The organism is Citrobacter sp. KH_055_1, from assembly GCF_057838705.1.
This window is the reverse complement of the sequence record NZ_CM174473.1, coordinates 792,897-817,178: the sequence shown is the minus strand read 5'-3', so window position 1 is coordinate 817,178 and position 24,282 is coordinate 792,897. Positions and strand designations below refer to the sequence as shown.

Here is a 24,282-nt window from a genome sequence, read left to right as displayed (position 1 = left end):
GCTATTCATCCCTTCTCCCGCCCACATGCTCACACCTCCCCCAGCCCCGCTCATTTGTGGTAAATTGCGCTTCTTTTTGTTTATTTTATAGTTGATACGTTCAAATAATGTCGAAAATTTGGTCAAAAGAAGAGACTCTCTGGAGCTTCGCGTTATACGGGACTGCCGTCGGCGCAGGAACCCTTTTCCTCCCCATACAGCTGGGTTCTGCTGGCGCGGTGGTGCTGTTTATCACCGCACTCGTCGCCTGGCCTTTAACCTACTGGCCACATAAAGCGCTGTGCCAGTTTATTCTGTCATCCAAAACCTCAGCGGGTGAAGGGATCACTGGCGCAGTCACCCACTATTACGGCAAAAAGATAGGCAGCCTGATTACCACCCTCTATTTTGTGGCCTTCTTTGTGGTGGTGCTGATCTACGCCGTGGCGATCACCAACTCACTCACCGAACAGCTGGCAAAACATATCGAGATCGATCTTCGCGTACGTATGCTGGTCAGTCTCGGCGTAGTGCTGGTGCTGAATTTGATTTTTCTGATGGGTCGCCAGGCCACCATTCGGGTGATGGGTTTTCTGGTATTCCCGCTGATCGCTTACTTTTTGTTTCTGTCGCTCTACCTGACCGGAAGCTGGCAGCCAACGTTACTCACCGGCCAGATGTCGTTTGATCAGCACACGCTGCATCAGGTCTGGATATCGATTCCCGTGATGGTTTTCGCTTTTAGCCATACGCCGATTATCTCCACGTTTGCTATCGACAGACGTGAGAAATACGGCGAGCAGGCCATGGGTAAATGCAAAAAAATCATGAAAGTCGCCTACGTTATCATCTGCCTGAGCGTGCTGTTTTTCGTCTTCAGCTGTCTGATGTCGATTCCGGTAAATTACATTGAAGATGCGAAGCACGAGGGCGTGACCATTCTGTCCGCGCTGTCGATGATGCCCAACGCGCCCGCATGGCTGTCGATTTCCGGGATCATCGTCGCCGTAGTGGCGATGTCAAAATCGTTCCTCGGCACCTACTTTGGCGTGATTGAAGGGGCGACAGAGTTGGTCAAAACGTCGCTGCACCAGGTTGGTGTGAAGAAAAGCCGGGCCTTTAACCGCGCCCTGTCTATTATGCTGGTCTCCACCATCACGTTTATCATTTGCTGCATTAATCCAAATGCAATTTCAATGATTTACGCGATTAGCGGGCCGCTGATCGCCATGATTTTGTTCATCATGCCGACATTGTCTACCTATCTGATCCCGGCCCTGAAGCCGTACCGCTCGGTGGGCAATCTGATCACCCTGATTGTCGGTCTGCTGTGCGTATCTGTGATGTTTTTTGGCTAGAACGTGTTGTTTAACGGCTCATTCCACTATGTGGATGAGCCGTTAAACTGAATTATTTGATGTAGGAGTCCAGCACCTTCAGCACGACGTCCAGATCCTCTTCACGCTTGATTTCATCACCCTGATGCACGATATGCTCGGTCAGATGACCTTTAATCACTTCACGCATTAATCCGTTTACCGCGCCGCGAATTGCCGCAATCTGCTGTAAAACGGCGGCGCATTCATGCGGTTCATCAAGCATAGTTTTCAGCGCAGCTACCTGCCCCTGAATCTTACTCGCGCGGGCTTTGAGCTTTTGTTTGTCGCGGATCGTATGTGACATCGTCCTGTCCCCGTTGCATAAATCATGACGTACTATACCGTGCCGATCTACTGGGGGGTAGTATTCGGTACTGGGGGGGAGTAGAATCTGACGAAACAAACCAACTAAGAATCATTCTCATGGGTGAATTTTCGACGCTTCTTCAGCAGGGCAACGCCTGGTTCTTTATTCCCAGTGCGATTTTATTGGGCGTGCTACACGGCCTGGAGCCGGGGCATTCCAAGACCATGATGGCGGCCTTTATCATCGCCATTAAAGGCACCATCAAACAGGCGGTCATGCTGGGACTGGCGGCGACGCTGTCGCACACCGCCGTGGTGTGGTTGATTGCGCTGGGTGGGATGTATATCAGCAAAGCCTTTACCGCCCAGGCGGTCGAACCCTGGTTACAGTTTGTCTCGGCGATTATTATTCTGAGTACCGCATTGTGGATGTTCTGGCGCACATGGCGCGGGGAGCAGAACTGGCTGGCCGACGCGCATCACGACCACGGGCACGATCATCACCATCACCATGATCACCACCATGACCATGACCATGACCACCATCATCATGCTCACCACGACGCTCATCATCATCATGATCATCACCACGAACACGATCATGCCGCGCTGGCAGGCTTTGCTGAAGGTTCAAAAGAGTATCAGGATGCCCACGAACGGGCGCATGCCACGGATATCCAGCGCCGCTTTGCGGGTAAAGAGGTTACCAACGGGCAAATTTTGTTGTTTGGCCTGACCGGCGGGCTGATCCCGTGCCCTGCCGCCATCACCGTATTGCTGATTTGCATCCAGCTCAAAGCTTTTACGCTGGGGGCCACCATGGTGTTGTGCTTTAGCGTCGGTCTGGCAATAACGCTGGTTACGGTGGGTGTAGGCGCGGCCATCAGCGTGCAGCAGGCAGCCAAACGCTGGAGCGGGTTTAACACGCTGGCGCGCAAAGCCCCCTATTTTTCCAGTGTGTTGATTGCTATGGTCGGCGTATATATGGGCATTCACGGTTATATGGGGATCGTGGGGTAACACGAGTCACAATAGCGCGCAGCGACCTTTGCCGCTGCGCGTGAAACCTGACTAGCTCGCCACATTCCCCCACACCAGTTGGCCTTTATGGAAGGTTGCGGTACGGGGAGAAATTCGAGCGACAGCCTCGGCAGAACAGGAGGCATCCACCAACACAAAGCTGGCCTCATCCTGTGCTTTTGGCCATACGCGTTCGCCTTTATCGTTGAGCGGCAGCACATCGCCGGTGGCAAGGAACAGCGCCCGCGACAGGTTGAGTTCGTTAGGGCGAATATAAAGCTGCGCGTACAGATTCGCCTTTTCCAGCATGTCCCCCAGCCCGTACGGCGACCAGTGGTCGATCACGCTGTCGGTGCCGGTAATCACCACCACGCCTTTGTCGCGCAGCTGTTTCAGCGGCATGTGCATCGTGCCAATCGGCACCGTCGAGGCAATGGTAATTTGCTGCGCCACCAGGCGGGTCGCCAGTTCATCCACCTGCTGCTCGTTCAGCGTAGACAGCGCAAACGCATGGCTGATGGTCAGCTTGCCCTTCAACTGCGGGGTTTTCTCTACCGTTTCCACCATGTAATTCACCGCCGCCACGCCTGCCGGGCTGGTTTCATGCAGATGGATATCCACGCCTTTATCGTAATCGAGCGCAATCTGGAACATGGTATCGAGGGATTTCTCCATCGCCCCGTCCACGCTGGTTGGGTCCAGCCCACCTACGTACTGCGCCCCCGCCTGCATCGCTTCACGCATCAGCGGTTCAGACTTCGATAACAGCAGGCCATGCTGCGGAAATGCCACGATCTCACAGGCAAAACCCGGCTGACGACGCGCCAGCACCGCCTGTAGATTCTCCAGATTTTTCAGCCCGGAAACCGGCTCAATATTGCAGTGGCTGCGGGCAATCGAGGTACCTTTTGATTGCAGCAGGTCGATAAGCTTTTCCGCACGCTCTTGCGTATACGGCTGCAGTTCAGGCAGCAGCTTTTGCTCCAGGCGAATCATATCCTGAATAGTGGTGCCCGCCGGGCGGTTGAGTGAGCGCCATGGACCGCCATAAAAGGTTTTATCCAGATGGATGTGCATGTCGCGCATGGCGGGCAGCATCAGCTTTCCGCCTGCATCGTAGTGCGGCAGCGTGACATCCGGATGCTGCTTATTCTCACGCAGCGCAACAATTTTCCCGTCCTTAATCTCTACGGTTTGCAGCGCGGTACGGGTATGCACCACCACGGCGTTTTCGTAATCAAATCCCGCTTCCAGCAGGACGTTATCCAGGTAGTAGTGTTTATCGTTAATCGTCATCGTGTTCTTCGCGCAACGGGTTGTCCCGACAGGATCCGCAGCATACGCGACCGGAGCGACCGCGCCAAATAGCGCGGCAGCGGTGACCATTTTTCCGCTCTGGCTTAAAAACTCACGGCGGCTGTTACTTTCCTTCATTCGCATCTCCTTTCAGGAATGGACAATATGGGTGCCTGTTTCACCGCGCAGCGCGGCGGGCAGGCATTCCGGCGTGGTGATGATCACCCGTTTGCCGCCACGGGCGAGAAACGTCAGGCTGGCAACGATTTTGGGTAACATGCTGCCCGGCGGGAAATGCCCTTCCTGCATGTAGCGGGTCATTGTTGCAATATCCACGGTGTCCAGCGCCTGCTGCTCAGGCTTGCCAAAATGAATACACACTTTCTCAACGCCGGTGGTGATCACCAGCACGTCGGCGCGGATCTCCTGCGCCAGCAGCGCGGTGGAGAGATCTTTATCAATCACCGCATCTACGCTCTGGTAATCCCCCTGATCGCTACGTACCACCGGGATCCCACCGCCGCCCGCGCCAATCACCACAAAGCCTTGCTGGGTCAGTGCTTTAATCGCCTCGGCTTCGACGATGCGCTTCGGCTCCGGCGAAGCGACGACCCGACGGTAGCCGCGCCCGGAATCCTCAACAAAGCGCCAGCCCGGATTGGCCAGCTGTAGCGCATCACGCTGAGCGTCGCTAAAAAACGCGCCGATCGGTTTGGTGGGGTTGGCAAATCCCGGATCGTTTTTGTCGACCTCCACCTGCGTGACCACAGTGACCGCCTTCTGTTCGCCACGCCGCGCCAGACGGTTATTCAGCGCCTGTTGGATCAGATAACCAATGCCACCCTGGGTATCGGCGACGCAGTTTGCCAGCGGCGTCAGCGGCAAGCCTTCACGCTCGTGGGCAATCTCTGCGCGCCGCAGATCGAGTCCCACCTGCGGCCCGTTGCCGTGCGTCAGCACAATGTTGTAGTCCGATGCCAACATCTCCAGCACCGTATCGGCAACGGCTTTTACGGCTTCAGCCTGGTGCTCAATCGACTGGCTGGCGTTATCTTTGATAATGCTGTTGCCGCCAATGGCAACGACCACAAGTTCTTTCATAGCGTCATCTTCCACAGCAAAGCGATTCAGGAGGTTTTGGTCGGTTGCTGCTCAAGGGCAGTCACCGCTTCACGGCTGTCGAGCACATGCTTTATCACGAACATCCCGCCCATCATCAGGTAGGCCATGACAAACATCAGCGAACTGCCTTCAGCAAACCCAACGGCCGGGGAGTGGATCACGCCAAACAGCGACAGCAGCGCCCCACCGGCGGCGGCAATCGCCCCACGTAATGGTTTGTTGATAATGGCGAAGATGGCGATACAGCCCCACAGCATACTGGCCAGCGGCGCGCCGCTACCGAGGTGCACCAGCCCGTCGTAGTACACACCTTTACTGTGCAGCAGGTCGGTTCCGAGTTTAGCCGCTGACGTTCCCGCCGCCCCCATCACGCTGTTCACAATGGTTAACGCCCAGTTGGCAATCCACGGGAACAGACAGATGAAGATGACGGGCACCTCAACTTTGGGCGTTTCTCGCACCACCTGGTTAGCGGTTACCACGCCGATAAACACCAGTATCGGCACGATCGCGGTCATCGGAATAATGGCGAGCATAAACGCCCCCAGACCGAACAGCGGCACCAGGAACATGGTGATCCCCGACGCGAGGGTATAGCCGATACTGGCCCCCATCGCTTTCCAGCCCGCGTGTCCGACATACACGGTAACCGGGAACGGATTACCCAACATGCAGCCCAGCATTGATGCAAAGCCGTTCGCCATCATGACTTTACGGGTGTTGTACTCATCGCCTGCGGCGTGCGCACTTTCAATGTTCTCAAGGTCAAAAATGTAGTTCGCCAGTCCCAGAGGAACCGCAGAAGCCAGATACGGCAGCGCGTGCGGCAAGCCTTGCAGGAAGCTGTCGACGTGAATTTCCGGCGGGTTGAAGCCAAAGGAAGACATCGACGCTTTGATCGCTTCCGGGCTTTGTAGGCCGGAGATCCACGCCAATGCCGTACCGGCGATCAGCAGCAGCAGGCCGGTAGGGATACGGGCAAAAATCGGCTTCTTACCGAACCAGTTAATGAAGATCAGCAGCAGCACGATGAACGATACGGTTGGCGCTTCAAACGCCTGCAGCATCGGGTTCATCGCCAGCAGCAGCAGACCCAGGCCGGATAAACAAGAGAGCAGCACCGTGCGTGGGATCATCTTGCGGATGGTCTCACCAAGGAACGAGCCACCAACCAGGATCAACGCTTCGACAAAACACCACACCAGCGCGATTTGGATAGCAAAGTTGGCATCTTTGGTTTGCTGATACACCGGCATCAGCACCAGGAAGGTGACGGTGAAAATTGACGGGGCGCTCGGCCCGGAAGGCAGCGCCGTCACGTCTTTACGTCCGGTCTGTTTTGCCATCTGCAGGCCAAACCAGGCGTAGCAGACGCTGGCCACCAGCACCGCCAGACCAAAGGCAGGCGCAATACGGCCGTAGACAATTTCGGTAGGGATCCCGACGACAAAGATGAGCAACCCCATCATTGTCAGCAGGTTAGTCAGGTTGTTGGTCATCAGCCCAAAGTAAGCCGCCCAGTCACCCCGTTTCCATTCTAGTTTTGTGCTGTTCATGGAATATCCTTTACAGGTTAAGCATCGTTTGCGATCGCGGGGATCGCCCAGCCCTGCAGGTAAGCAACGTTATTCGCTTCATGACCAGGGGCTAACGGCATTAGCCCCTGGTTATCGTTATTGGCAGTAGCGATCGCGCCAGCTGAGAATTGCCTTTTCAAAGCAAGCAAACGGCGGATGGACAATTCCCGCGCCGATCATGCCGATCCCCGCATCTTTGTGGGCAATCGCGGTGTTGATGACCGGCAGAATGCCGGTGCTGCCGACACGCGTAATGTCGATAGCGGTAGGTACGCCCATAAAACCGAGCAGCGGAATAGTGACGTTCGGGTTTTCGCCAAGGGTGATTTCACGCATCTGGCGAGAGAAGTCGACCGCTTCCTCAACCGTACCGCCGACCAGCGCCACAATGGCTGGCGCCGTCGCCATGGCAAAACCGCCAATGCCGTAGGTTTCGGTAATCGCACTGTCGCCGATATCACGCCCGGAATCTTCCGGCTTATAGCCCGCAAACATCGGGCCAATCACCTGCTGAGCCGGGCCGGTAAACCACTGGCCTGGTAACCCACTGACGCGCAGACCAAACTCAACGCCGTTGCGCGCCATCGTTGTCACCACGGTGCTGTATTCAATACCGTGCGCAGCATCCATCGCGGCTTTGCACATCGCCATCCACGTCGGTCCGGAGAAATAGTCGCTGCTAAGGACAAACTCAAAGACCTCGCGCTGCTGCGCCACCGGATAGCCGGTCTGGATAATCCATGGGGTCAGCGCCTGAATCAGCAGCGCCGTCCCGGCATTATTGCGGTTGTGGCATTCATCGCCCATATGCAGCGCCTGCGCCAGCATCAAGCGCAGATCAATTTCCCCCGCCAACTTCATGGCGTCGCGCAGCATCGGTCCCAGCACGTCGCGCATCCAGTTCAGGCGATCGATAACGCTCTGATCGTTCGCCCCCATACGCAGGATCTTCGCCATTTGCTCGCTCATATTGGTATATGCGCGGTTGCCGTAGGTTTTGTTTTCCACAATGTGCATGAACATTGAGGCCGACGTGACGCCCGCCATCGATCCGACGCAGTCGTGCTCGTGGCACGGCGAGAAGATGATTTCACCGGAGGCGGCAAGCTCGGCGGCGGCATCGAGGTCTTTCGCCAGTCCTTCAAACACCAGCGCCCCGGTCACGGCCCCTTTCATCGCGCCGCACATGTTTTGCCAACGGGTCGGCGGCCCAGCGTGCAGGATGGTGTTGCGGGTCATGCCCGGTACCACGTTGATGGCCTGATCAAAACCAATCAGCACCGGGTGCGACTGGATAATACGTTCCAGCGCCTGCTGATTTGCGGCAGCAATTTTGTCTGCCAGCGGCGAATCGGCAATCTCATCCAGCGCGGCAACCACCTGCATATTGCCCTGGCCCGGCGGCGTCCAGTCGAGCTGGGTCACCGGTACATTTTGCTTTTTCAGGTCATCACTGAACATCGCGATGCCGACGTTAATCACGTTCAGCGGCTGGGTAAACAGCGTCTGGCTCATCAGGCTTCCTCCCCTTTACAGATAAATTCACGCGCCAGCAATCCGGTGTTGGTGCTGCTGCTCGCCCAGATAACCCCGGCATCGGTCAGCATCTGGCACTGTTTTTCCAGTGATGGCGTATCCTGGTCGGTTCCCAGTACATAACCGAGGATCTCCAGAGGACGTCCGTCTGCGGCAGCGATCGCTTTCGCCTCAGCGATCGCCTCGATCATCACGCCCACCGGATCTTCATGCGATCCAAAGCCGAGGACGAAATCCATCACGATCACGCCGACTTCAGGATCCCGCGCTTCCTGCAATAAACGGCTGATGCGGTTGGTCGGGTCGATCATCGGGTGCGGCTTGCCGTTGGTGAAGTCGTCATCACCAAAATCGAGGAAGGTATGCGCCACGCTGCGGTTAATATCCGGCAGGCGGAACGCCGGGTCCGGGTGAATGTTGCTGTACACCTCGGCATGTTTTTCCATCGCGGCAAACATCGCCTCATCGCACAGCGTGCCGCCACAGAACAGCCCACGGATATATTTTTGCTGCGGTGTCAGACGGGCGCGCACTTCTTCAATCAGCGGCCAGTTGAGCGGATGCAGATCCAGGCTCTCTTTTTTCACGCCGCTGAGCAGGACCGCGCGCAGCGCCGCATCTTTGGTGCCTCGGGCGAACTGCAATCCGTCTTCATCCGCCAGCGCGGCGTCACGTCCGAGGAAGCACACCACCACCGGTTTGTGACAAGCGCGCGCGCGATCCAGCACTTTTCGGGCCACCGCAGGCGCAGGCGGTTTGGAGATCAGCGCAATAATCTCGGTTTGCGGATCGGCCTCCAGCATGGCAATCGCGTCGAGCATCATCAGGCCGCCAATCTTTTCGCTCAGGTCACGTCCACCGGTGCCAATCAGCTGGGAAATACCGCCGCCAAATTCATGAATACGTACGCTGAGTTCCTGGCTACCGGTGCCGGATGCGCCGACAATGCCGATATTGCCGCGACGCACTGCGTTACCAAAACACAGCGCCGCACCGTTAATAATGGCGGTTCCGCAGTCCGGCCCCATCATCAACAGCCCTTTTTCGTGCGCCAGCTGTTTCAGCGCCAGCTCATCGTCGAGGGACACGTTGTCAGAGAACAACATCACGTTGAGGTTATTTTGCAGCGCCTGACGCGCTTCACGGACCGCGAACAGGCCGTTGACCGAAATCACCGCCAGGTTGCTGTCGGGAACATGCTTCTTCGCACTGGCAAGCGTGGCATAGCGTGCTTCGTGCTGGCCGCCCTGCTCCTTGTGCGTGAACAGCTCATCGATAGCCACCAGCGTTTGCGCGTTCGCCGCCTCGCTCGCACCCTTGATGACAATCATCAGATCGCCACTCTTCGCCTCTTCCAGTTCAGGCGTCAGCAGGCCGAGATTCTTCAGCACGCCTTTGTTCATTTCCGTTGCCATCGCCACAAACGCCTGCTCCACGCCATCGAGCTTGTTAGCGCGCGTTGAGATAGACATCAGTGACACAGAATCAAAATACGTGTTCTTTTTAACAACTATCCTGATCGACATAATTCCCTCCGGACCGATGGCTCAGGGTGCAGGCGTCCGCCATGCCATACAGCATGTCGCAGCCAGAACTTGAGCCGATATTTTTAATGTCAGTAATAAATGGCGTAGCAACGTGGTGTTGCCGCGTAATAATATGGGTTACCAGTCGTGCAACGCTTTCCCGATAACGCTGATGAAAAGCCTCTTCCAGCGTTATTTTACTGAGCAGCGTCGTGTTATTCCCGGCAATCCGTAATGCTGCTAAAAAATCGTGCTGATATTTTTTTAACGGGTGACCGTTAATAAATAAAACCGTACTCAGACCAACTAAATAATCATCGGATGATGGCGTTAAGCCAATTCCCAGACCGATTAACTGGCCAACTGCGAAAGAAATATTTTCGCCATTATTCAGGGCGGCGATTAATGCCCGGCGGCGGTTCTGTAATTCACGGGCGATTTCCTGATAAAACGGGTTATCACCCTGGTACAAAAATAATGTGTCGCGGTGATTCAGCTGTTGGCGGATAACCTCTGCCCAGCAACGCCAGGAAATTGCTGCGAAGCGGTCTGCATCTGGCGACCAACTCGGCATTTGCCAGGTCTGACACCCGGAGGTTGCTATCCATTTATCCGTGCCAACGGCTATCCCCGTCTCGGTAAAACTCACCGGCTCGCCGGGATGAAACAGATCTTTACAATGCGTCAGCGCCAGCCGACAGCTGTTAGGCGCGTTATCGCCGCTCTCGCTCAGTAAGGTGAACAATCGCTGCAGCTCGGGTATGAACAGGTTTACCGCGCGGGAAAAAACCTGTTCTACACGCCCCGTTCCCCGAAATTCAAGAAACGCGTCGTCGGCGGTTAGCGCCGTTACGCATCGCCGTGATGGCGTGGCGATAGTGGCGCTCCTCGGTCAAGCTCCGGCAGCAATCAGCAGCTCGGCAATTTGGTGATACCCTTTATCCCGCGCCAGTTCCAGCGGGGTTTTGCCGTACTTGTCCGTCATGTGCGGATTCGCACCATTGTCGAGCAGCAGCTTGACGATTTCCTGCTGCTTTGCGCCGCCGTCGTTGAGTACGATGGCTTCCAGCAGCGGCGTCCAGCCGACAAAGTTGGTGTGGTTAACGTTGATGTCGGTACGCAGCAGCAACTCACGCACGATCTCCACGTGGCCTTTTTCGCTGGCAGGCGTAATGCCAACGCCGCCAAAACGGCTGAGAACATTGAGATCAGGGTTAACCGGTAACACCAAACGCAGCAGCGTTAAATCATTGGTCAGGCAGCTAATCAGGAAGGGATTAAAACAGGTTTGATCTTGTTTATTAATATCGGCGCCGGCCTCAATCAATAAAGACACGCAGTCATAATGTTTATTCAGGCTGGCAATAATGATGGCGGTACGTCCCTGGCGATTGGTCGCATTAATATCCACACTTTTTGCCAGACAGGATGTTAATCCCTGCGCATTACCCTGCTCTGCCGCCAGCAGAAATTCAGTAATAAGTTCTTTCTCTGACATAATCATTCTCCTGCAGTTTTTAAGGCTTTTTAAAATTCCGATAACCTGAGAATAGCAACAGAGAGAGGGGAATAACATCCGCTTAAATTTCATTCATCGTTAGTGAGTCGATTATTGAATAGTATTTAATAATGAGAGCAAAAACGTGCTGTAGTGCAATCTTTCTCTTATGACCGCTGCTCTTTTAGACATTATTCAGTCATCCGGGAAATAAAGCGGGATGCTGCACGGATAGCGGCCTGCAACTAAAAGACAGAAGTGTGATTGCCTTCAAATCAAATGTGAACCTAGTGTTAAATTCCGTTCAAAACTGGTTGCTCTGCATAAGGATTACAAATACATTCAACAATCATCGTATGGCAGGGGGTAGACGAGCCCGAGGGGAGAGAGAGGATGAATTCAATTTTTACCGAGGAGAACCTGCTGGCGTTCACCATGGCTGCGCGCTACAGCAGTTTTAGCAAGGCCGCCGAAGAGCTGGGTTTAACCACCTCCGCCATCAGCTACACCATCAAGCGAATGGAAACGGGGCTCGACGTGGTGCTGTTTACCCGCAATACCCGCAGCATTGAACTAACCGAGTCCGGGCGTTATTTCTTCCGCAAGGCGACCGACCTGCTAAACGACTTCCACGCCATCAAGCGCAGTATTGATACCATCGCTCAGGGTATTGAGGCGCGGGTGCGCATCTGCATTAACCAGTTGCTCTACACCCCGCAGCATACCGCGCGGCTGTTGCAGGCCCTCAAAAAGCAGTTTCCAACCTGCCAGATAACCGTGACCACCGAAGTGTATAACGGCGTCTGGGATTCCATAATTAATAACCAGGCCAACATCGCCATTGGCGCGCCGGACACATTACTGGACGGCGGCGGAATTGATTACACCGAGATAGGGGCGATCCGTTGGTCGTTTGCCATTGCCCCGGATCACCCGCTGGCGTTTATGCCTGAACCTATTTCAGAAAGTCAGCTACGGTTGTACCCAAACATCATGGTCGAAGACACCGCGCATACCATTAACAAGAAGGTCGGCTGGCTGCTGCACGGGCAGGAGTCCATTCTGGTCCCCGATTTTAATACTAAATGTCAGTGCCAGATCCTCGGCGAAGGTATTGGCTTTTTGCCGGACTACATGGTGCGTGAGGCAATGGAGAAGTCGCTGCTGGTGACGCGTCAGATCCATAACCCGCGTCAGGATTCACGCATGCTGCTGGCAACCCAGCACTCGGCAACCGGCCGGGTCACTCAGTGGATTAAAAAGGAGTTTGGCCCACACGGGGTTCTGACGGGGATTTATCAGGATCTGCTGCATCGGGAATGAGATGCCGGATGACGGCGGCGCCGATCCGGCCTACAACTGCGCATATCAGGCGCGGATATCGTCATACTCGCGGGTTTTATCAAACTCATGTTTGGCAAATGGACACAGTGGAATAACCTTGCGGTTTTCGGCGCGCATTTTCTCCACCACCTTTGCCACCAGCAGTTTACCCACGCCCTGACCTTTCAGACTCGGGTCGACATCAGTATGTTCAATAATGCTCAGATGCTCGCCAGTCGGCACAAAGACGATTTCAGCGACCTGGTTGCCCTGCGCATCATTCACATAAAATTTGTTATGGCCTGCAAGAATTTCCATGGTTTCCTCACTTATTTCTGACGGTATTTCAGCGCACCGCTTGGGCAGGTATCGATAACCCTGATAACCGTGGCAACATCAACTTCATCAGGAATAATCCACGGTTTACGCTTGAGGTTGAACAGCTTCGCGCTGCCGCGCACACAGTTCCCCGAGTGCTGGCACATTGTCGTATTGAAATAGACGTCGATCTTCTCACCGGTATAGGCCCGGTAGCCTGCATCCAGTAGTTCCTTATCCATGACATTGCCTCAGTTATTTTTATTGTACCGAGTCTAATCATAGTCCGATGCAGGGTTGAAGGATGTAACAGGCGGCACAAATTGTCTCATGCCGCCTGAGGGTCATTATTTTGCGTCTTCAGACTCGAGCGTTCTTTCCGGCAGCATCGTCAGCATGGCCGGCGTGGGCGGTGGCAACCGGTTATCGGCAATGTGCTTGTCCACATCGACGTGACTGATTTCACCATTCTCATGGTGATGCACCGTCAGCACCCTGGCTTTGTTGAGCTCTGTTACCAGTTCCGGGGTAATACGCATGCTTTCTGCCAGCTCATGATGTTCAAGCCCAGGTCTGCGGTTGCGTCGTTCCACCCGAAAACGGTACTGGTTGTACTTCGCCCAGCCAATCAGCACCAGTCCGTTGATTAAGGCGACCAGCATGTAAAAAGTCACCGTATCCAGGGTGGTGAAAAACGGCCGCACGCCCATATATGGTGAGTGCGCCAGCGCGGTAATCAGCCCTTTATAAATCAGGTACAGAAACCCAACCCAGGCAATCAGCGTCAACAGCACGTCAATTATGCGTGGCAGGAGACGCCGCTCGGTAAAGATCAGTGGCTGGTTCATGGTTCGATCCTCCCTATTCCACGGTCAGGGCTCACCCAGCGCGCGCGCCCGCGTTTGCGTTTGAGCATCACTTTGGGGAACGCCACCAGCGTGGTAAACAGGCTCAGCATCCAGTACACCACCGGGAACCAGATAATCCAGAACAACGAGGCGCCAATTCCTTTTTCATAGCGTCGTTCGATCATCAGGCTCACGGCAAACTGCAGTAAACAGACCACGCCGAGGATGAGTCCGGTAAAGGCTGGCGGGAACAGATGCTGCACATATAACGAGTCAGGCATCGGCATGATCAGCCCTAACACGAACAACAGGATGCTGACCGCATAGGCAAACGACCAGGCGGTCGAAAAACAGAACTCGAGGAACAGCGGCCACATGCGGCGGAATTCCCACGACCACAGGCGGCGCATGTTAACAATAAACACCTCAGCCCCACCCTGCGCCCAGCGCAGACGCTGTTTCCACAACCCTTTTAAGGTTTCAGGCATCAGGATCCAGCACAGCGCCCGCGGTTCAAAGAATACCGACCAGTGGCGCAACTGCAGCTTCCAACTGATGTCGATATCTTCGGTGATCATGTCGGGGCTCCAGTATCCCACCTCAGCCAGCGCACGACGGCGAAACGCCGCAATTACGCCGGAGACGGTAAAGATCTGCCCATAGACTCGCTGGGTACGCTTGATAAGACCAATGATTGACGAAAACTCGCCGACCTGCACGCGGCCGATCAACGTGGAACGGGTACGGATACGCGGGTTCCCGGTTACCGCCCCCACACGCGGGAACTGGATCAGCGGGGCCACAATATAGGCCACCGCATCGCGATCCAGTAGCGCATCACCGTCGATGCACACCAGATAATCGCTACGCGCAGCGGCTGCACCGGTCTTGAGCGCCAGCGCTTTACCCTGGTTTTCAGCTAAATGAATCACCCGCAGGCTCGGGTACTCAATTGCCAACTGTTCCAGCACGTCGTGCGTGTCGTCCGTTGAACCGTCGTTAATGGCAATAACTTCAATGTTCTTATAGCGCTGAGCCATCGCGGCACTGATGGTTTCGCGGGCGTTGATCCCTTCGTTAAAGCAGGGGATCAAAATCGAAACCAGCGGATTTCCTTCCAGCGTCGGTGGCGGTGTATCGTCTCCCCATTTCCAGTGGCGCTCACGGTAAAACCAGAAGTACACCCCACCGCTTATCCACAAAGCAGACATGAACAAGGGCCAGAAGAAGACAAAGTTCAGCATCACTTCACCCGTAAAGATGACAGCCACGCCAAACGGCAGGCTGAACATCAGGCAAAGTATCAGGAAAGCAATAATGCGATCGGTCATTTTTGCGGGTACCAATATGATGAGAACGTCGAGCGAATCTCTGACATCTCGGGTTTGTCGCTGATGAAATCATCCGGGTAATAACCGTAGTTACCTGCACCGCTTAATTTAAGCTGGCGCATCCATTCGGCTATCTGTTTACCGCTGATTTCGGCCTGTTCGCCGGATTTACGCCAGTCGCGTGCCTGCAGCTCAAACACGGTCTTATCCAGCGCGCCTGGGGTCTGCGCAACGGCATTCACCAATCTGTCGAGCCAGGCATTGGCATCATTGGCTGGAATATTCTCCATCAATGGCATCGCCATCGGTGCAGTCCAGTCATAGGTATTGAGGAAGTCATTCAGGTTTTGTGCAAACCAGGCTTCACTTTCTGGCTCCAGTACCGGCATGGCGTAAATATTGCGCGCCGTTTGTACCTGCGGGCCGCGAATATTACGCACCGAACGTGTCAGTTGCTGGGTAAAGTCGATCAGCATCTTACTTTTCAGGCGAGTCCAGCGCTCAAACGCCTGCGGATCGTTACGGATTTTCTCAATGCTGTCCGGAAGGCCCGCAGCGCGGTAGGCGGCTAACGCATCCGGCGAGGCATCTTCGAAGTCCGTCAGGAATGCATCATCATGGAACAATATGCCTTTGAAGCTGGCGTGCTTCGCCAGGTCTTCATAGATCTCGGTAATGCGCTGACGCGCTTCGCTACTCCAGGGAGACAGACGCACATACTGTTCGTGGTTAATCGCACTGCGTCCGGTTTTCGGATCCCATGCGGTGACACGCGGAATAGACGCATCGAGATCGAACGCCAGCACCGGCATCCAGGCATAAACCGTCACGCCAGCACGCGTTTGTAATTGCCAGGAGATGTAGTTAAAGAGATCGGCACGCATCGGCAGCCAACGGTTAGGGAAATAGAGTTCGCGAATATTCCCGTCGCCTTTGGGGTCGGCATACGCCTGCAGGAAGACATGTGAAATGCGCATGTCGTAAACACGCTGGATCAACTTATCGATGTTTCTCTTCTGCTGGGCAGGATCCTTGTCATACACGTAATCCAGATCGACATGCATCACGCGCATGGTCTGCGGTTCACGTACCTGAGCGACCTGACTGGCAAAACGCTTAAGAGAAGGGTTATCTGAGATCAGTACACGCGGAATATCATCAAGGAACGCCGCATTCGCCAACCCTTCGTTGAGCGTAAACGCCATTTTATAGCCGTGCTCTTTGGCCAAATTCAACGTCGTACCGTTAGCAGCGCCGTACGGCCACACCCACGCGCGAGGCGATTTCCCGGTTACAGACTTAATTTTGTTGGTGATCAACGAGATATCGGTATTAATGCGGCGAGTGTACTGCTCATCCGTTTCATACGTACCGGTTTTCTTGTCATACAGACGGTTCGCCACCGCCGGTTCTTTACTGCCCTGCGGGTTCGCCTCTGCGCCGAAGTGTGAGTTCCAGGTATGCGCACCGACTTCCACCAGCGGCGATTTGCCCATTTCCTCAACCATTTTCCAGGTAGCGAACTTGTCTCGGGCCGTCATCAGGCCACCAAAATCCACTTTTTTGTTGGCAGGGGCATCCACCCAGCTTCCCACCGGCGCCCATAGCGCAGGCCAGTTGTAGGCTTTTAGCAGCGGCCAGACGCGGGTATAAAAGCTGCTATAGCCGTCATCAAAGGTAAGTAAGACGGCTTTTTCAGGCAGCACGATTTTGCCGTCATGGGCATCGAGAATTTGCTGCACGCTGATCGGGTTATAGCCGTTGTCACGCAGCCAGCCGATCTGATCGCTCAGCGCACTGGTACGTACAGAAAGATAGCGTTGATCCGCTGCGCCATCCTCAACATCGTGATAACCCAACACCAGGAAACTATTTTTTGGCCACGGATGGTCCGCCGTCAGCTCGGTTCTCTCTCCTGGAGGAACATAGCGAGGTGTCGTATTGTGCGCGCTACTACACGCGGTGATCATCAACCAGCCAGCGATGAGTGCGCCAAGCCACAGGCATCTTTTCAGCATGTTCTATCCTTAAAACCTAACATTCAAATCGAAAGCGAGGGAGATATTCCGCTCACGTTTACCGTCGTAGGGGCGTTTATCCCACATCAGCATCACCCCGCCATCCACGACGTTATTCCATTTAAGCCGCTGTCCGTAACCTAACTGAACTATCGCACCGCCATCTTCGCCTTGCTGCCAGTAGTTACCCACACCGCCCACGCCTTGCTGGGTCCAGACCGTGTCATAGTGTCGGTAAAGGACCTGCTCCGCGCTCAAGCCGGGTACCACAGAGAAATCGCTTTTGGGGTTGTAATACGGCACATTTTCTTTGGTGTTGGTACTGCCGCCGATGCCCGGCGTGAAGTCCAGCGTAAAGCGCGGCGTCGTCCACAGGCGCTCTTTTCCACTCAGCCCGTACTCGATGCGATCGTTACCATCCGAGAAATGTGATGCGGCAAACGACAACTGATACTCTCGTCGTTCGTTTTGATACCAGCGGACAAACATATCTCCACCGTTGGCGTACACGCCGCTACGCAATGCGCGTAGGGGCGTATTACGCGAAAGACGCTCCGCCGAACCGCCGACGCGCCAGTTATCGTTGAAATCATGCCAGCCAGAAAGACGACCACCTATTTTCTGACCATCGCCATAATTACGACCTGAAACTTCCATTTCAGCCCAGTAGTCACGGGAGGTCCATTCCGCACCGGCCGCCAGATCGCGGCTGATGCCCTTACCTTCTTCAAATTCACCAGTAGCGAAGTTGAATCCAGTAAACAGTCGCCAGTTGTCATTGATCGGTGGGCTGTAAATGGCGGTATTGATATTGAAGTCATTCTTACCGCTGACCGGGCTATCAGAGGAGATCCCCTGCGTGCCGCTGATCCGCAGTTCAGACATTTTATGCACATCGCGAATGCGCGCGAGACGCAGCGTTGCCTCATCATCCGGGCTACGAGCGATGACATCATCAGTCAGTTCATCGGCCTGCTTCCATTCCTGGAGATCCAGCGCCACATAAGCCTGCTGACGCTCCAGTTCCAGGTTGCTTGGCTCGATCACTTCCGCAAGCTTCAGCTCTTTTTCGGCGGCATGCGGCAAACCGCGGGCTTCGAGTACGGAAGAATAGAGGATACGTAGCCCCTGGTTACCCGAGCCAGTACGCGCCAAATGTTCCGTCAGCTTTTCGGCTTCGGGCAGCTCATTAGCGGCAATGTGATATTGCGCGAGTAGCGTCTGACCAAGCAGCCAGTTATCGTTAGGCTGCGGCGTAGGCGAACCATAGATCCGTCGCAGGTACGGGCTGTCTTTGATTAACGCATCGACCTGTTTTTTGGCATCAACAAAGTTTTCATTATCGATATGCGCGTAGAACAGATCCTGTTGATCTTCAGGGCTAAGCGGCGTAACGGGTATCGGCCCGTTCGGATAGTAGATGCTCATCAGCATCGCTTCGGTTTTTTCCGGCTGACGTTCACTTAACCACGCGGAAGCCACCCAACGTTTTGCATAGTTGGGGACTTCGCCTTCGGCTGACAGTGATTCGTATTCGGTAATAACGTCAGCGGTACGCTTGCGGACCAGCAAGGCCCCCATACGGTCTATTCTCGCACGACGCACATCGCCCTGGGCTGCGGGATCATCTTTCCAGGCAGCAAGCAGTTGGTCATAGCGGGCAAGGGCTTTGTCCGCCACGATAAAACGTTCTTCTTCATTGCGCGCGGTCGTATACGAAGAGCGCACCTTTTCGGCCGCGGCATCAAGCGCAAGGCGACGCTTCACGGGATCGGATGTGGGAACCTCTTCCGCCAGTCCCAACGCAGGTTCGGCTATGCGGTTGGCTGCCAGCGCGGACAACAGCGTTGATTTTGCATTTTTGTTACCCGGATCAACGTCAACCGCCTGACTGGCGACAAGCAATGCATCCCAGTTTTTATTCTGCGAATGGTACACGTAGGCAAGCAGGGCATCGGAATCGGCTCCCGGATGCGCTCGCGCCCATTTATTCGCCTCGGTCAGGGCTTGTTGATTGTAACGGGCATCTGCCAGCGTCATTATCCAGCCGGTACGAACATCCGCGTTATCAGGCTCTTCCTGCAACACGCTTTCCCAGATAGCTAAGGAATCATTCCAGCTTTTCTGATTGCGATACGCACGCGCAGCGGCAACTTTACCGCGCGCAGGCACATCCATCTTCCCGCGATACTGCTGCCAGATAGCAATTGTTGTTTTGTCGTTGTTATCAACCCAACTGGAGACTTGCAGCCAGTCGGCAACCTGATTGGGCGTGAGCGCGCTTTTCTTTCCCTGATCTTCAAGGTAGCGCAATAGTGGCGCGCTATTACCCCCTCGCGCTTCAATAATCAACGCATCATAATCTGATACTGCCGCAGAGATTTGTAGGGGGAAAAGAACGCTGGCCGTAAATAAACAGCTTACAGACTTAAAGCGTGTAATGAATTTGGCATGTCGACGCATACTGAACATATCTTCCCTTATATCTTACACCAGAGTAAAAATAAGCGTTATCAATAGGTTATCGTCACTCCCTGACGGTTGCCGACCATGTAAAGAAACAGTGCCGCTTATTTAGCAATGTGGTTGTAACCCATTTAATTCTTTCGTCTTATTGACGACCAGCACCTCATCCACTAGTACAAGGAGGAGATCAAAAACTCATGAATTTTAACACTACGCGAACACGGTTGCTACGCGATAGGAAAACTCTTAAGCAAAAAAAGTATTTTAGACCATGTTCTCCTAATACTCCTGGGATTGAACACTGCGTTTCGGTTAATTTTGGCGGCAAAACCATGCCATTGCGGATAATATTTCAAAAAAATATAAGAACGTTACGTAACTGTTTGCCTGTTAACTAACTTGGGCGGTAGACAGAGAGATCTCTGAAATGTCTCTACCGGTCAGCATGCACATCCTACGAATGCGCCGACGTCGGTCAGGTCAACGTGGCGTATTATGAATGACGGTAGAATACGAACAGGCAGATTAATTTCCTGATAATTTTTTATTTGCAGTATACGCTCATGGTTCAAATACAGACACCAATATTAAACTCACCACTATAAAAAGAAAAGTATTTTTACAGCACCCGTTATTTAAACGTTCTACATCATAGCCACTCCGGCTCTGCATAATGTAAAAATATCCAGTTAACTGCGCGATGAACAGGTCTTGAATTTTCCCACTAAATACATATATTACGCATCCCGTTCAGTACATGGAATAACCTTTAATTTTTTTAATTGATATTGGAGTTACGAATGTCAAATAAGAAAATTTCGCGGAACAATGGGGCAACAGGCTCCGTTAATAAGGTTGTCGCATGGTCAACAATCGCTTTACAGGCTCTGTATCCAGCCCTTCTCAGCTTCACGCCGACCATCAGCCATGCTTCAGCCGTTAAGGCATCGCAGGCCGCAGCTGAGCAGCAAGAACTGCGCGGCCTGTCTTCCCTCGCCGCACAGGCTGGCAGAAGCATTGAAAACGGCCATGCAGGCAGTTTTGCTGCCAATACCGTCTCGGCACAGGCAACGAAGGAGGTGGTAGAATGGCTGCAGCAATACGGTAATGCGCGTATTCAACTCAACGTCGATGACGCATTCTCGTTGAAAGATTCTGCGTTCGATTTCCTTTATCCGTGGGTTGATACAAAGCAGCATGTTTTATTTAGCCAGACATCGCTTCACCGTACCGATGACAGAACCCAAACCAATATCGGCATGGGTTATCGCTACTTCACGCCGGATAATTCAATGCTGGGCGCGAACTTATTTTATGACTACGATTTAAGTCGGCATCACGCACGTATGGGTGCAGGCGTTGAGTACTGGCGAGATTATTTACATGCAGGCGCGAATGCTTATTTAAGATTGTCAAAATGGAAGGATTCCCACGATCTGGGCGATTATCAGGAACGTCCGGCTGATGGCTGGGATATCTATACCAAAGGTTGGTTGCCGTCATATCCGCAACTGGGTGCATCGCTTAAATATGAAAAGTATTACGGCAAGAATGTCGGCCTCTTTGGCAGCGATCATCTGCAGGAAAATCCATACGCCTTTACGGGCGGGATCAGCTACACGCCGGTTCCGCTGGTTACGCTTTCTGCTGAACACAAGCAGGGGCAGAGTAATACTCATGATTCACGCTTCGGCATTGAAATTAACTATCGCCCCGGCATCCCGCTGGCGAAGCAACTGGACGGCGATAACGTTGCGGTGATGCGCGAAGTTCAGCACGGGCGCTACGATTTTGTCGAACGTAATAACAACATTGTTCTGGAATACCGCAAAAAATCGGTTCTGAAGATCCGCCTGCCTGAAAGCGTGCAGGGGGAAGGTGGCTCCGTTATTCCGGTGACTATTTCGCTGGATAAATCCCAATGGGGCATTCAGTCGGTAGAGTGGAACGATAGCGCATTTACCGCCGCTGGCGGGCGTATTTCCGGTAGCGGCACGTCATGGCAACTGACGTTGCCAGCGTATACACCAGGCGGTACCAATCACTGGCAGATCGGCGCAACGGCGCGAGATGTTAAAGGAAACGTCTCTAACTATGCGGTGATGAACGTGACAGTGACGGGGAGTTCAGCCTCAATCGGCACAATGGATTTTACATTAAACGGCGAGCATCAACCGATCATCGCGGCTGATGGGCAGTCGCAGCATCCGGTTACGTTGGTGCTAAAAGATGCCAATGGTAAACCGTTAACAGGGCTTGCCCATGACATTGAGTTGTCATTGGCATTTACGCCTGACGCACAGCAAAACCGTGAGCGTTCGGCACAGGCACCCAAGCTCGGTGAAGTACAGGAAACCCGTTCCGGGGTGTATACCGCGACGTTGACGCCGGGTTTAACGGCGGGTACGGCACGTATCACCGCTAAAGTCCTGGGTAAAACAGAAACTCTGACGGTAAAACTAAAAGCGGTTTCCGCCGAGGCGGCAAAATCGACGTTGACGGTAATGCCCATGGAACAGATCGTTGGGCACCCGATTAGCTTGACGTTAGAGGCAAAAGATAAAGACGGGAATGCCATTACCGGCGACGACAGCTTACGTTTTTATGCTGTTTCAGCCAGCGGCGAGGTTCGTTTTACTGCCGTAGAAGAGAAAGACGGCGTGTACCGCGCTAAGGCAACGTCTGAACTGGCTCAGGCGACACGCATTGGTGTGGCATCACAAAAACATGATTTCTCCGGACTGGAAAAACAAGCCACCTGGATTGCCGACAAAACGCAGCCGGTGGTTCAGGCTTTTAACCTGACCAGGGACAATGCGCTGGCGGATGGCAAACAGAGTAATGTCGCAGTCGTTACCCTGACCGACCGTTATGGCAACGCGCTGTCCGGATACACGGTTACCCTGGCGTTACCGCCACAGGTCAAGATCGCGAATGGGGAGAACGTTGTGAAGACCAATGCCAAAGGTGAAGCAACATTCTCACTGATCAGTTCAACGCCGGGAACATATGAGATTACGCTAAGCGCGGGGAACATCAGCTCATCACTGCGCGTAACATTTGCCTCTTCAATGACGGGCGCAACATTGTCTCTGGCAGCCAAAGACAATGGCGCAATCACCAATATTGCTGCAAACGGTCGCGATGGCGCCACGCTTGAGGTAAGGCTCAACAATACCGCCGCGTCGGTTGAAGGACAGAAAGTGGAGCTTATCGTAACGCCGCAAGGGCTCGTATACCCGGACAAAATCACCACCAATAAAGACGGTTACGCAACGGTGACGTTAACCACGGTTAAGGCGGGTAATTACACCGTGAAAGCCATGGCTACAGACGGGCAACAGAGTATTGAGTCCTCGAGCGTTGAACTGGGCTTTGTACCTGATATTAACAGCGCGGTGCTGAATTTGACCGCACCAGCAGAGAGCATCGCGGCGAACGCATCAGCTAAGCACGAAATTCAGGTACAGGTTGTCGACGGTGAAAACAACCCATTTAGCGGTGACGTGCGCCTGACCAGCGAACCCGCCAGTGGATTAAAACTGGACCAGTCCGAACTGACATTGGATGAGAAAGGAATGGCATCAACAACCTTTGTTGCCGCAGAGGCCGGGCGCTATCAATTGCAGGCAACCTTCATCAAAGAGGGTAAACGCGTTACGGCGAGTAAGGCAGTGGAGGTGATATCGGATCTGCAAAATGCAGTCTTGACGATCGAACCGTCAACCACATCAGCCATAGTGAGTGATGTGGATAACGTGGCGTTTACCCTGCATCTGAGCGATACATCGGGTAACAACGTCAGCAACCGTAAGCTGAAAATTACGGCCACAGGCCCATCGTCACGCGATCCTCTGCAGATTGATAATACGCTTGTCACCACCAATAACTCCGGTACTGCGACCGTGAATGTCCACGGCCATAAGGCGGGTCGTTACACGCTGACCGCCACATTGGCTGAACACGGTAGCAACGTCTCGGCAAATGCTTCGCTGACGCTGAATGCTGATGCCCAGAATCCGGTACTCACTCTGGAGCAGGATCCTGGCTATGCCGTTGCCAACCTTGAACCGGTAGGCTTTATGGCCCGATTGCAGGATAAGTTCGGTAACCCGTTAAACGGCAGTGTCGAATTTAGCGCGGGCAGCAAAGCCCAAACCAGCAGCGGAACCTTTACGATGACGCCGGATAAAACCAACTTTACGTTAGGAAATGCCTACTCACAGCTGAGAACGGATACCGCTGGTGAAAGTTGGGTGAGGGTGAAGGCAATGACGGGAGATAAAACGCTGGAAAAAGAACTCACCGTCTGGGTAGTTGAAAACCATAAACCGAATTCCTGATTCGGGATATACACCGGAGATAGCCGCGGCTCAGCGGCTATCTCCCTTATCTATTTATTCAGCCCTCTGAGGCTCTGGACTGTAATAGGTTTAACACGCTCAAATCCCTCCTCGACGCCCCCTTACCCTGTTGATCTGAAAACGCCCATCAATATAATAAGTGGGGCTGGAAATAGCGATAAACCCTCAGGTAATATATTTACAGACTGAAGACTACGCTGTCAGAATTAATTTATCACGTAACAAACTATGCAGGGAGACTTAAATCTACTATCCGGCATGGCCGTTTGCATAACATGAATAACACATAGCATATATCATCAATTCGGAGTCTTACATTTTCACTCTCAAAAATGTAACCCGATAAATATTTTACCCCAAAAATGTTAAATTTTT

General features: G+C 53.6%; 18 protein-coding genes. 4 read left to right on the top strand and 14 right to left on the bottom strand.

Going from position 1 to position 24,282, the window contains the following annotated elements:
* Positions 1–107 precede the first annotated feature (107 nt).
* Positions 108–1,337 carry an amino acid permease gene (locus tag AC3ITF_RS03995; RefSeq protein WP_135911457.1) on the top strand — a complete coding sequence of 410 codons (1,230 nt, stop codon included), beginning with the start codon at positions 108–110 and terminating at the stop codon, positions 1,335–1,337.
* A gap of 52 nt (positions 1,338–1,389) precedes the next feature.
* Here the strand turns inward: AC3ITF_RS03995 and rcnR are convergent, their stop codons facing one another.
* Positions 1,390–1,662, bottom strand: coding sequence for a Ni(II)/Co(II)-binding transcriptional repressor RcnR (gene rcnR / locus AC3ITF_RS03990; RefSeq protein ID WP_016154292.1), 273 nt, complete (start codon positions 1,660–1,662; stop codon positions 1,390–1,392).
* A 119-nt stretch (positions 1,663–1,781) separates the two neighbouring features.
* Here rcnR and AC3ITF_RS03985 point away from each other — a divergent pair, with 119 nt between their 5' ends.
* Positions 1,782–2,684 carry a nickel/cobalt efflux protein RcnA gene (locus AC3ITF_RS03985; protein ID WP_489176150.1) on the top strand — a complete coding sequence of 301 codons (903 nt, stop codon included), beginning with the start codon at positions 1,782–1,784 and terminating at the stop codon, positions 2,682–2,684.
* Positions 2,685–2,735: 51 nt separating this feature from the next.
* Here AC3ITF_RS03985 and AC3ITF_RS03980 read toward each other — a convergent pair whose 3' ends face one another.
* The 7 genes from AC3ITF_RS03980 to AC3ITF_RS03950 all read right to left on the bottom strand — a co-directional run bounded on the left by AC3ITF_RS03980 (position 2,736) and on the right by AC3ITF_RS03950 (position 11,239).
* Positions 2,736–4,118, bottom strand: coding sequence for an amidohydrolase family protein (locus AC3ITF_RS03980; RefSeq protein WP_135911455.1), 1,383 nt, complete (start codon positions 4,116–4,118; stop codon positions 2,736–2,738).
* Between the two features lie 12 nt (positions 4,119–4,130).
* Entirely contained in the window at positions 4,131–5,081 is a 951-nt protein-coding gene (locus AC3ITF_RS03975) for a carbamate kinase family protein (protein WP_115257552.1), read from the bottom strand.
* Between the two features lie 26 nt (positions 5,082–5,107).
* A complete protein-coding gene (locus tag AC3ITF_RS03970) occupies positions 5,108–6,658 on the bottom strand; it encodes a xanthine permease (RefSeq protein ID WP_096755820.1) in 1,551 nt (516 codons plus the stop codon).
* Positions 6,659–6,775: 117 nt separating this feature from the next.
* On the bottom strand, positions 6,776–8,194 hold the full coding sequence (locus AC3ITF_RS03965; protein WP_096755819.1) for a YlbE family protein: 1,419 nt from the start codon (positions 8,192–8,194) through the stop codon (positions 6,776–6,778).
* A complete protein-coding gene (fdrA, locus tag AC3ITF_RS03960; protein ID WP_489176149.1) occupies positions 8,194–9,741 on the bottom strand; it encodes an acyl-CoA synthetase FdrA in 1,548 nt (515 codons plus the stop codon). Before fdrA ends, AC3ITF_RS03965 begins: the two co-directional genes overlap by 1 nt.
* On the bottom strand, positions 9,719–10,618 hold the full coding sequence (locus tag AC3ITF_RS03955) for an oxamate carbamoyltransferase subunit AllH family protein (protein ID WP_489176427.1): 900 nt from the start codon (positions 10,616–10,618) through the stop codon (positions 9,719–9,721). Before AC3ITF_RS03955 ends, fdrA begins: the two co-directional genes overlap by 23 nt.
* Positions 10,619–10,633: 15 nt before the next feature.
* A complete protein-coding gene (locus tag AC3ITF_RS03950; protein ID WP_489176148.1) occupies positions 10,634–11,239 on the bottom strand; it encodes an ankyrin repeat domain-containing protein in 606 nt (201 codons plus the stop codon).
* A gap of 393 nt (positions 11,240–11,632) precedes the next feature.
* Between AC3ITF_RS03950 and AC3ITF_RS03945 the strand changes: the two genes are divergently transcribed.
* A complete protein-coding gene (locus AC3ITF_RS03945; RefSeq protein ID WP_096755815.1) occupies positions 11,633–12,562 on the top strand; it encodes a LysR substrate-binding domain-containing protein in 930 nt (309 codons plus the stop codon).
* Between the two features lie 45 nt (positions 12,563–12,607).
* Here the strand turns inward: AC3ITF_RS03945 and AC3ITF_RS03940 are convergent, their stop codons facing one another.
* The 6 genes from AC3ITF_RS03940 to pgaA all read right to left on the bottom strand — a co-directional run bounded on the left by AC3ITF_RS03940 (position 12,608) and on the right by pgaA (position 19,549).
* A complete protein-coding gene (locus AC3ITF_RS03940; protein WP_096755814.1) occupies positions 12,608–12,880 on the bottom strand; it encodes a GNAT family N-acetyltransferase in 273 nt (90 codons plus the stop codon).
* 11 nt (positions 12,881–12,891) lie between these two features.
* The gene (yjdI, locus tag AC3ITF_RS03935; RefSeq protein WP_115257549.1) at positions 12,892–13,122 is read right to left on the bottom strand and encodes a 4Fe-4S mono-cluster protein YjdI; all 231 of its coding nucleotides are present in this window, start codon (positions 13,120–13,122) and stop codon (positions 12,892–12,894) included.
* Between the two features lie 105 nt (positions 13,123–13,227).
* Entirely contained in the window at positions 13,228–13,728 is a 501-nt protein-coding gene (pgaD, locus tag AC3ITF_RS03930) for a poly-beta-1,6-N-acetyl-D-glucosamine biosynthesis protein PgaD (protein WP_115257548.1), read from the bottom strand.
* Entirely contained in the window at positions 13,725–15,059 is a 1,335-nt protein-coding gene (gene pgaC, locus AC3ITF_RS03925) for a poly-beta-1,6-N-acetyl-D-glucosamine synthase (protein WP_016246533.1), read from the bottom strand. The genes pgaD and pgaC overlap by 4 nt, the downstream gene beginning before the upstream one ends.
* Positions 15,056–17,077: a poly-beta-1,6-N-acetyl-D-glucosamine N-deacetylase PgaB gene (pgaB, locus tag AC3ITF_RS03920; RefSeq protein WP_117343807.1), complete on the bottom strand. Its 2,022-nt coding sequence runs from the start codon at positions 17,075–17,077 to the stop codon at positions 15,056–15,058. The genes pgaC and pgaB overlap by 4 nt, the downstream gene beginning before the upstream one ends.
* Positions 17,078–17,086: 9 nt before the next feature.
* A complete protein-coding gene (gene pgaA / locus AC3ITF_RS03915) occupies positions 17,087–19,549 on the bottom strand; it encodes a poly-beta-1,6 N-acetyl-D-glucosamine export porin PgaA (protein ID WP_117343806.1) in 2,463 nt (820 codons plus the stop codon).
* 794 nt (positions 19,550–20,343) lie between these two features.
* Between pgaA and AC3ITF_RS03910 the strand changes: the two genes are divergently transcribed.
* Positions 20,344–23,886 (top strand): inverse autotransporter beta domain-containing protein, encoded by a 3,543-nt coding sequence (locus AC3ITF_RS03910; protein WP_489176147.1) that lies wholly within the window; start codon positions 20,344–20,346, stop codon positions 23,884–23,886.
* Positions 23,887–24,282 lie beyond the last annotated feature (396 nt).

Excerpts from the sequence above, each read along its gene's own strand:
- yjdI (WP_115257549.1), bottom strand. The coding sequence starts at position 13,122 with ATGGATAAGGAACTACTGGATGCAGGCTACCGGGCCTATACCGGTGAG.
- AC3ITF_RS03910 (WP_489176147.1), top strand. The coding sequence starts at position 20,344 with ATGTCAAATAAGAAAATTTCGCGGAACAATGGGGCAACAGGCTCCGTT.
- AC3ITF_RS03970 (WP_096755820.1), bottom strand. The coding sequence starts at position 6,658 with ATGAACAGCACAAAACTAGAATGGAAACGGGGTGACTGGGCGGCTTAC.
- AC3ITF_RS03965 (WP_096755819.1), bottom strand. The coding sequence starts at position 8,194 with ATGAGCCAGACGCTGTTTACCCAGCCGCTGAACGTGATTAACGTCGGC.
- pgaC (WP_016246533.1), bottom strand. The coding sequence starts at position 15,059 with ATGACCGATCGCATTATTGCTTTCCTGATACTTTGCCTGATGTTCAGC.
- rcnR (WP_016154292.1), bottom strand. The coding sequence starts at position 1,662 with ATGTCACATACGATCCGCGACAAACAAAAGCTCAAAGCCCGCGCGAGT.
- AC3ITF_RS03940 (WP_096755814.1), bottom strand. The coding sequence starts at position 12,880 with ATGGAAATTCTTGCAGGCCATAACAAATTTTATGTGAATGATGCGCAG.
- AC3ITF_RS03945 (WP_096755815.1), top strand. The coding sequence starts at position 11,633 with ATGAATTCAATTTTTACCGAGGAGAACCTGCTGGCGTTCACCATGGCT.
- AC3ITF_RS03975 (WP_115257552.1), bottom strand. The coding sequence starts at position 5,081 with ATGAAAGAACTTGTGGTCGTTGCCATTGGCGGCAACAGCATTATCAAA.
- AC3ITF_RS03980 (WP_135911455.1), bottom strand. The coding sequence starts at position 4,118 with ATGAAGGAAAGTAACAGCCGCCGTGAGTTTTTAAGCCAGAGCGGAAAA.
- AC3ITF_RS03995 (WP_135911457.1), top strand. The coding sequence starts at position 108 with ATGTCGAAAATTTGGTCAAAAGAAGAGACTCTCTGGAGCTTCGCGTTA.
- AC3ITF_RS03950 (WP_489176148.1), bottom strand. The coding sequence starts at position 11,239 with ATGTCAGAGAAAGAACTTATTACTGAATTTCTGCTGGCGGCAGAGCAG.
- pgaD (WP_115257548.1), bottom strand. The coding sequence starts at position 13,728 with ATGAACCAGCCACTGATCTTTACCGAGCGGCGTCTCCTGCCACGCATA.
- fdrA (WP_489176149.1), bottom strand. The coding sequence starts at position 9,741 with ATGTCGATCAGGATAGTTGTTAAAAAGAACACGTATTTTGATTCTGTG.
- AC3ITF_RS03985 (WP_489176150.1), top strand. The coding sequence starts at position 1,782 with ATGGGTGAATTTTCGACGCTTCTTCAGCAGGGCAACGCCTGGTTCTTT.
- pgaA (WP_117343806.1), bottom strand. The coding sequence starts at position 19,549 with ATGTTCAGTATGCGTCGACATGCCAAATTCATTACACGCTTTAAGTCT.
- pgaB (WP_117343807.1), bottom strand. The coding sequence starts at position 17,077 with ATGCTGAAAAGATGCCTGTGGCTTGGCGCACTCATCGCTGGCTGGTTG.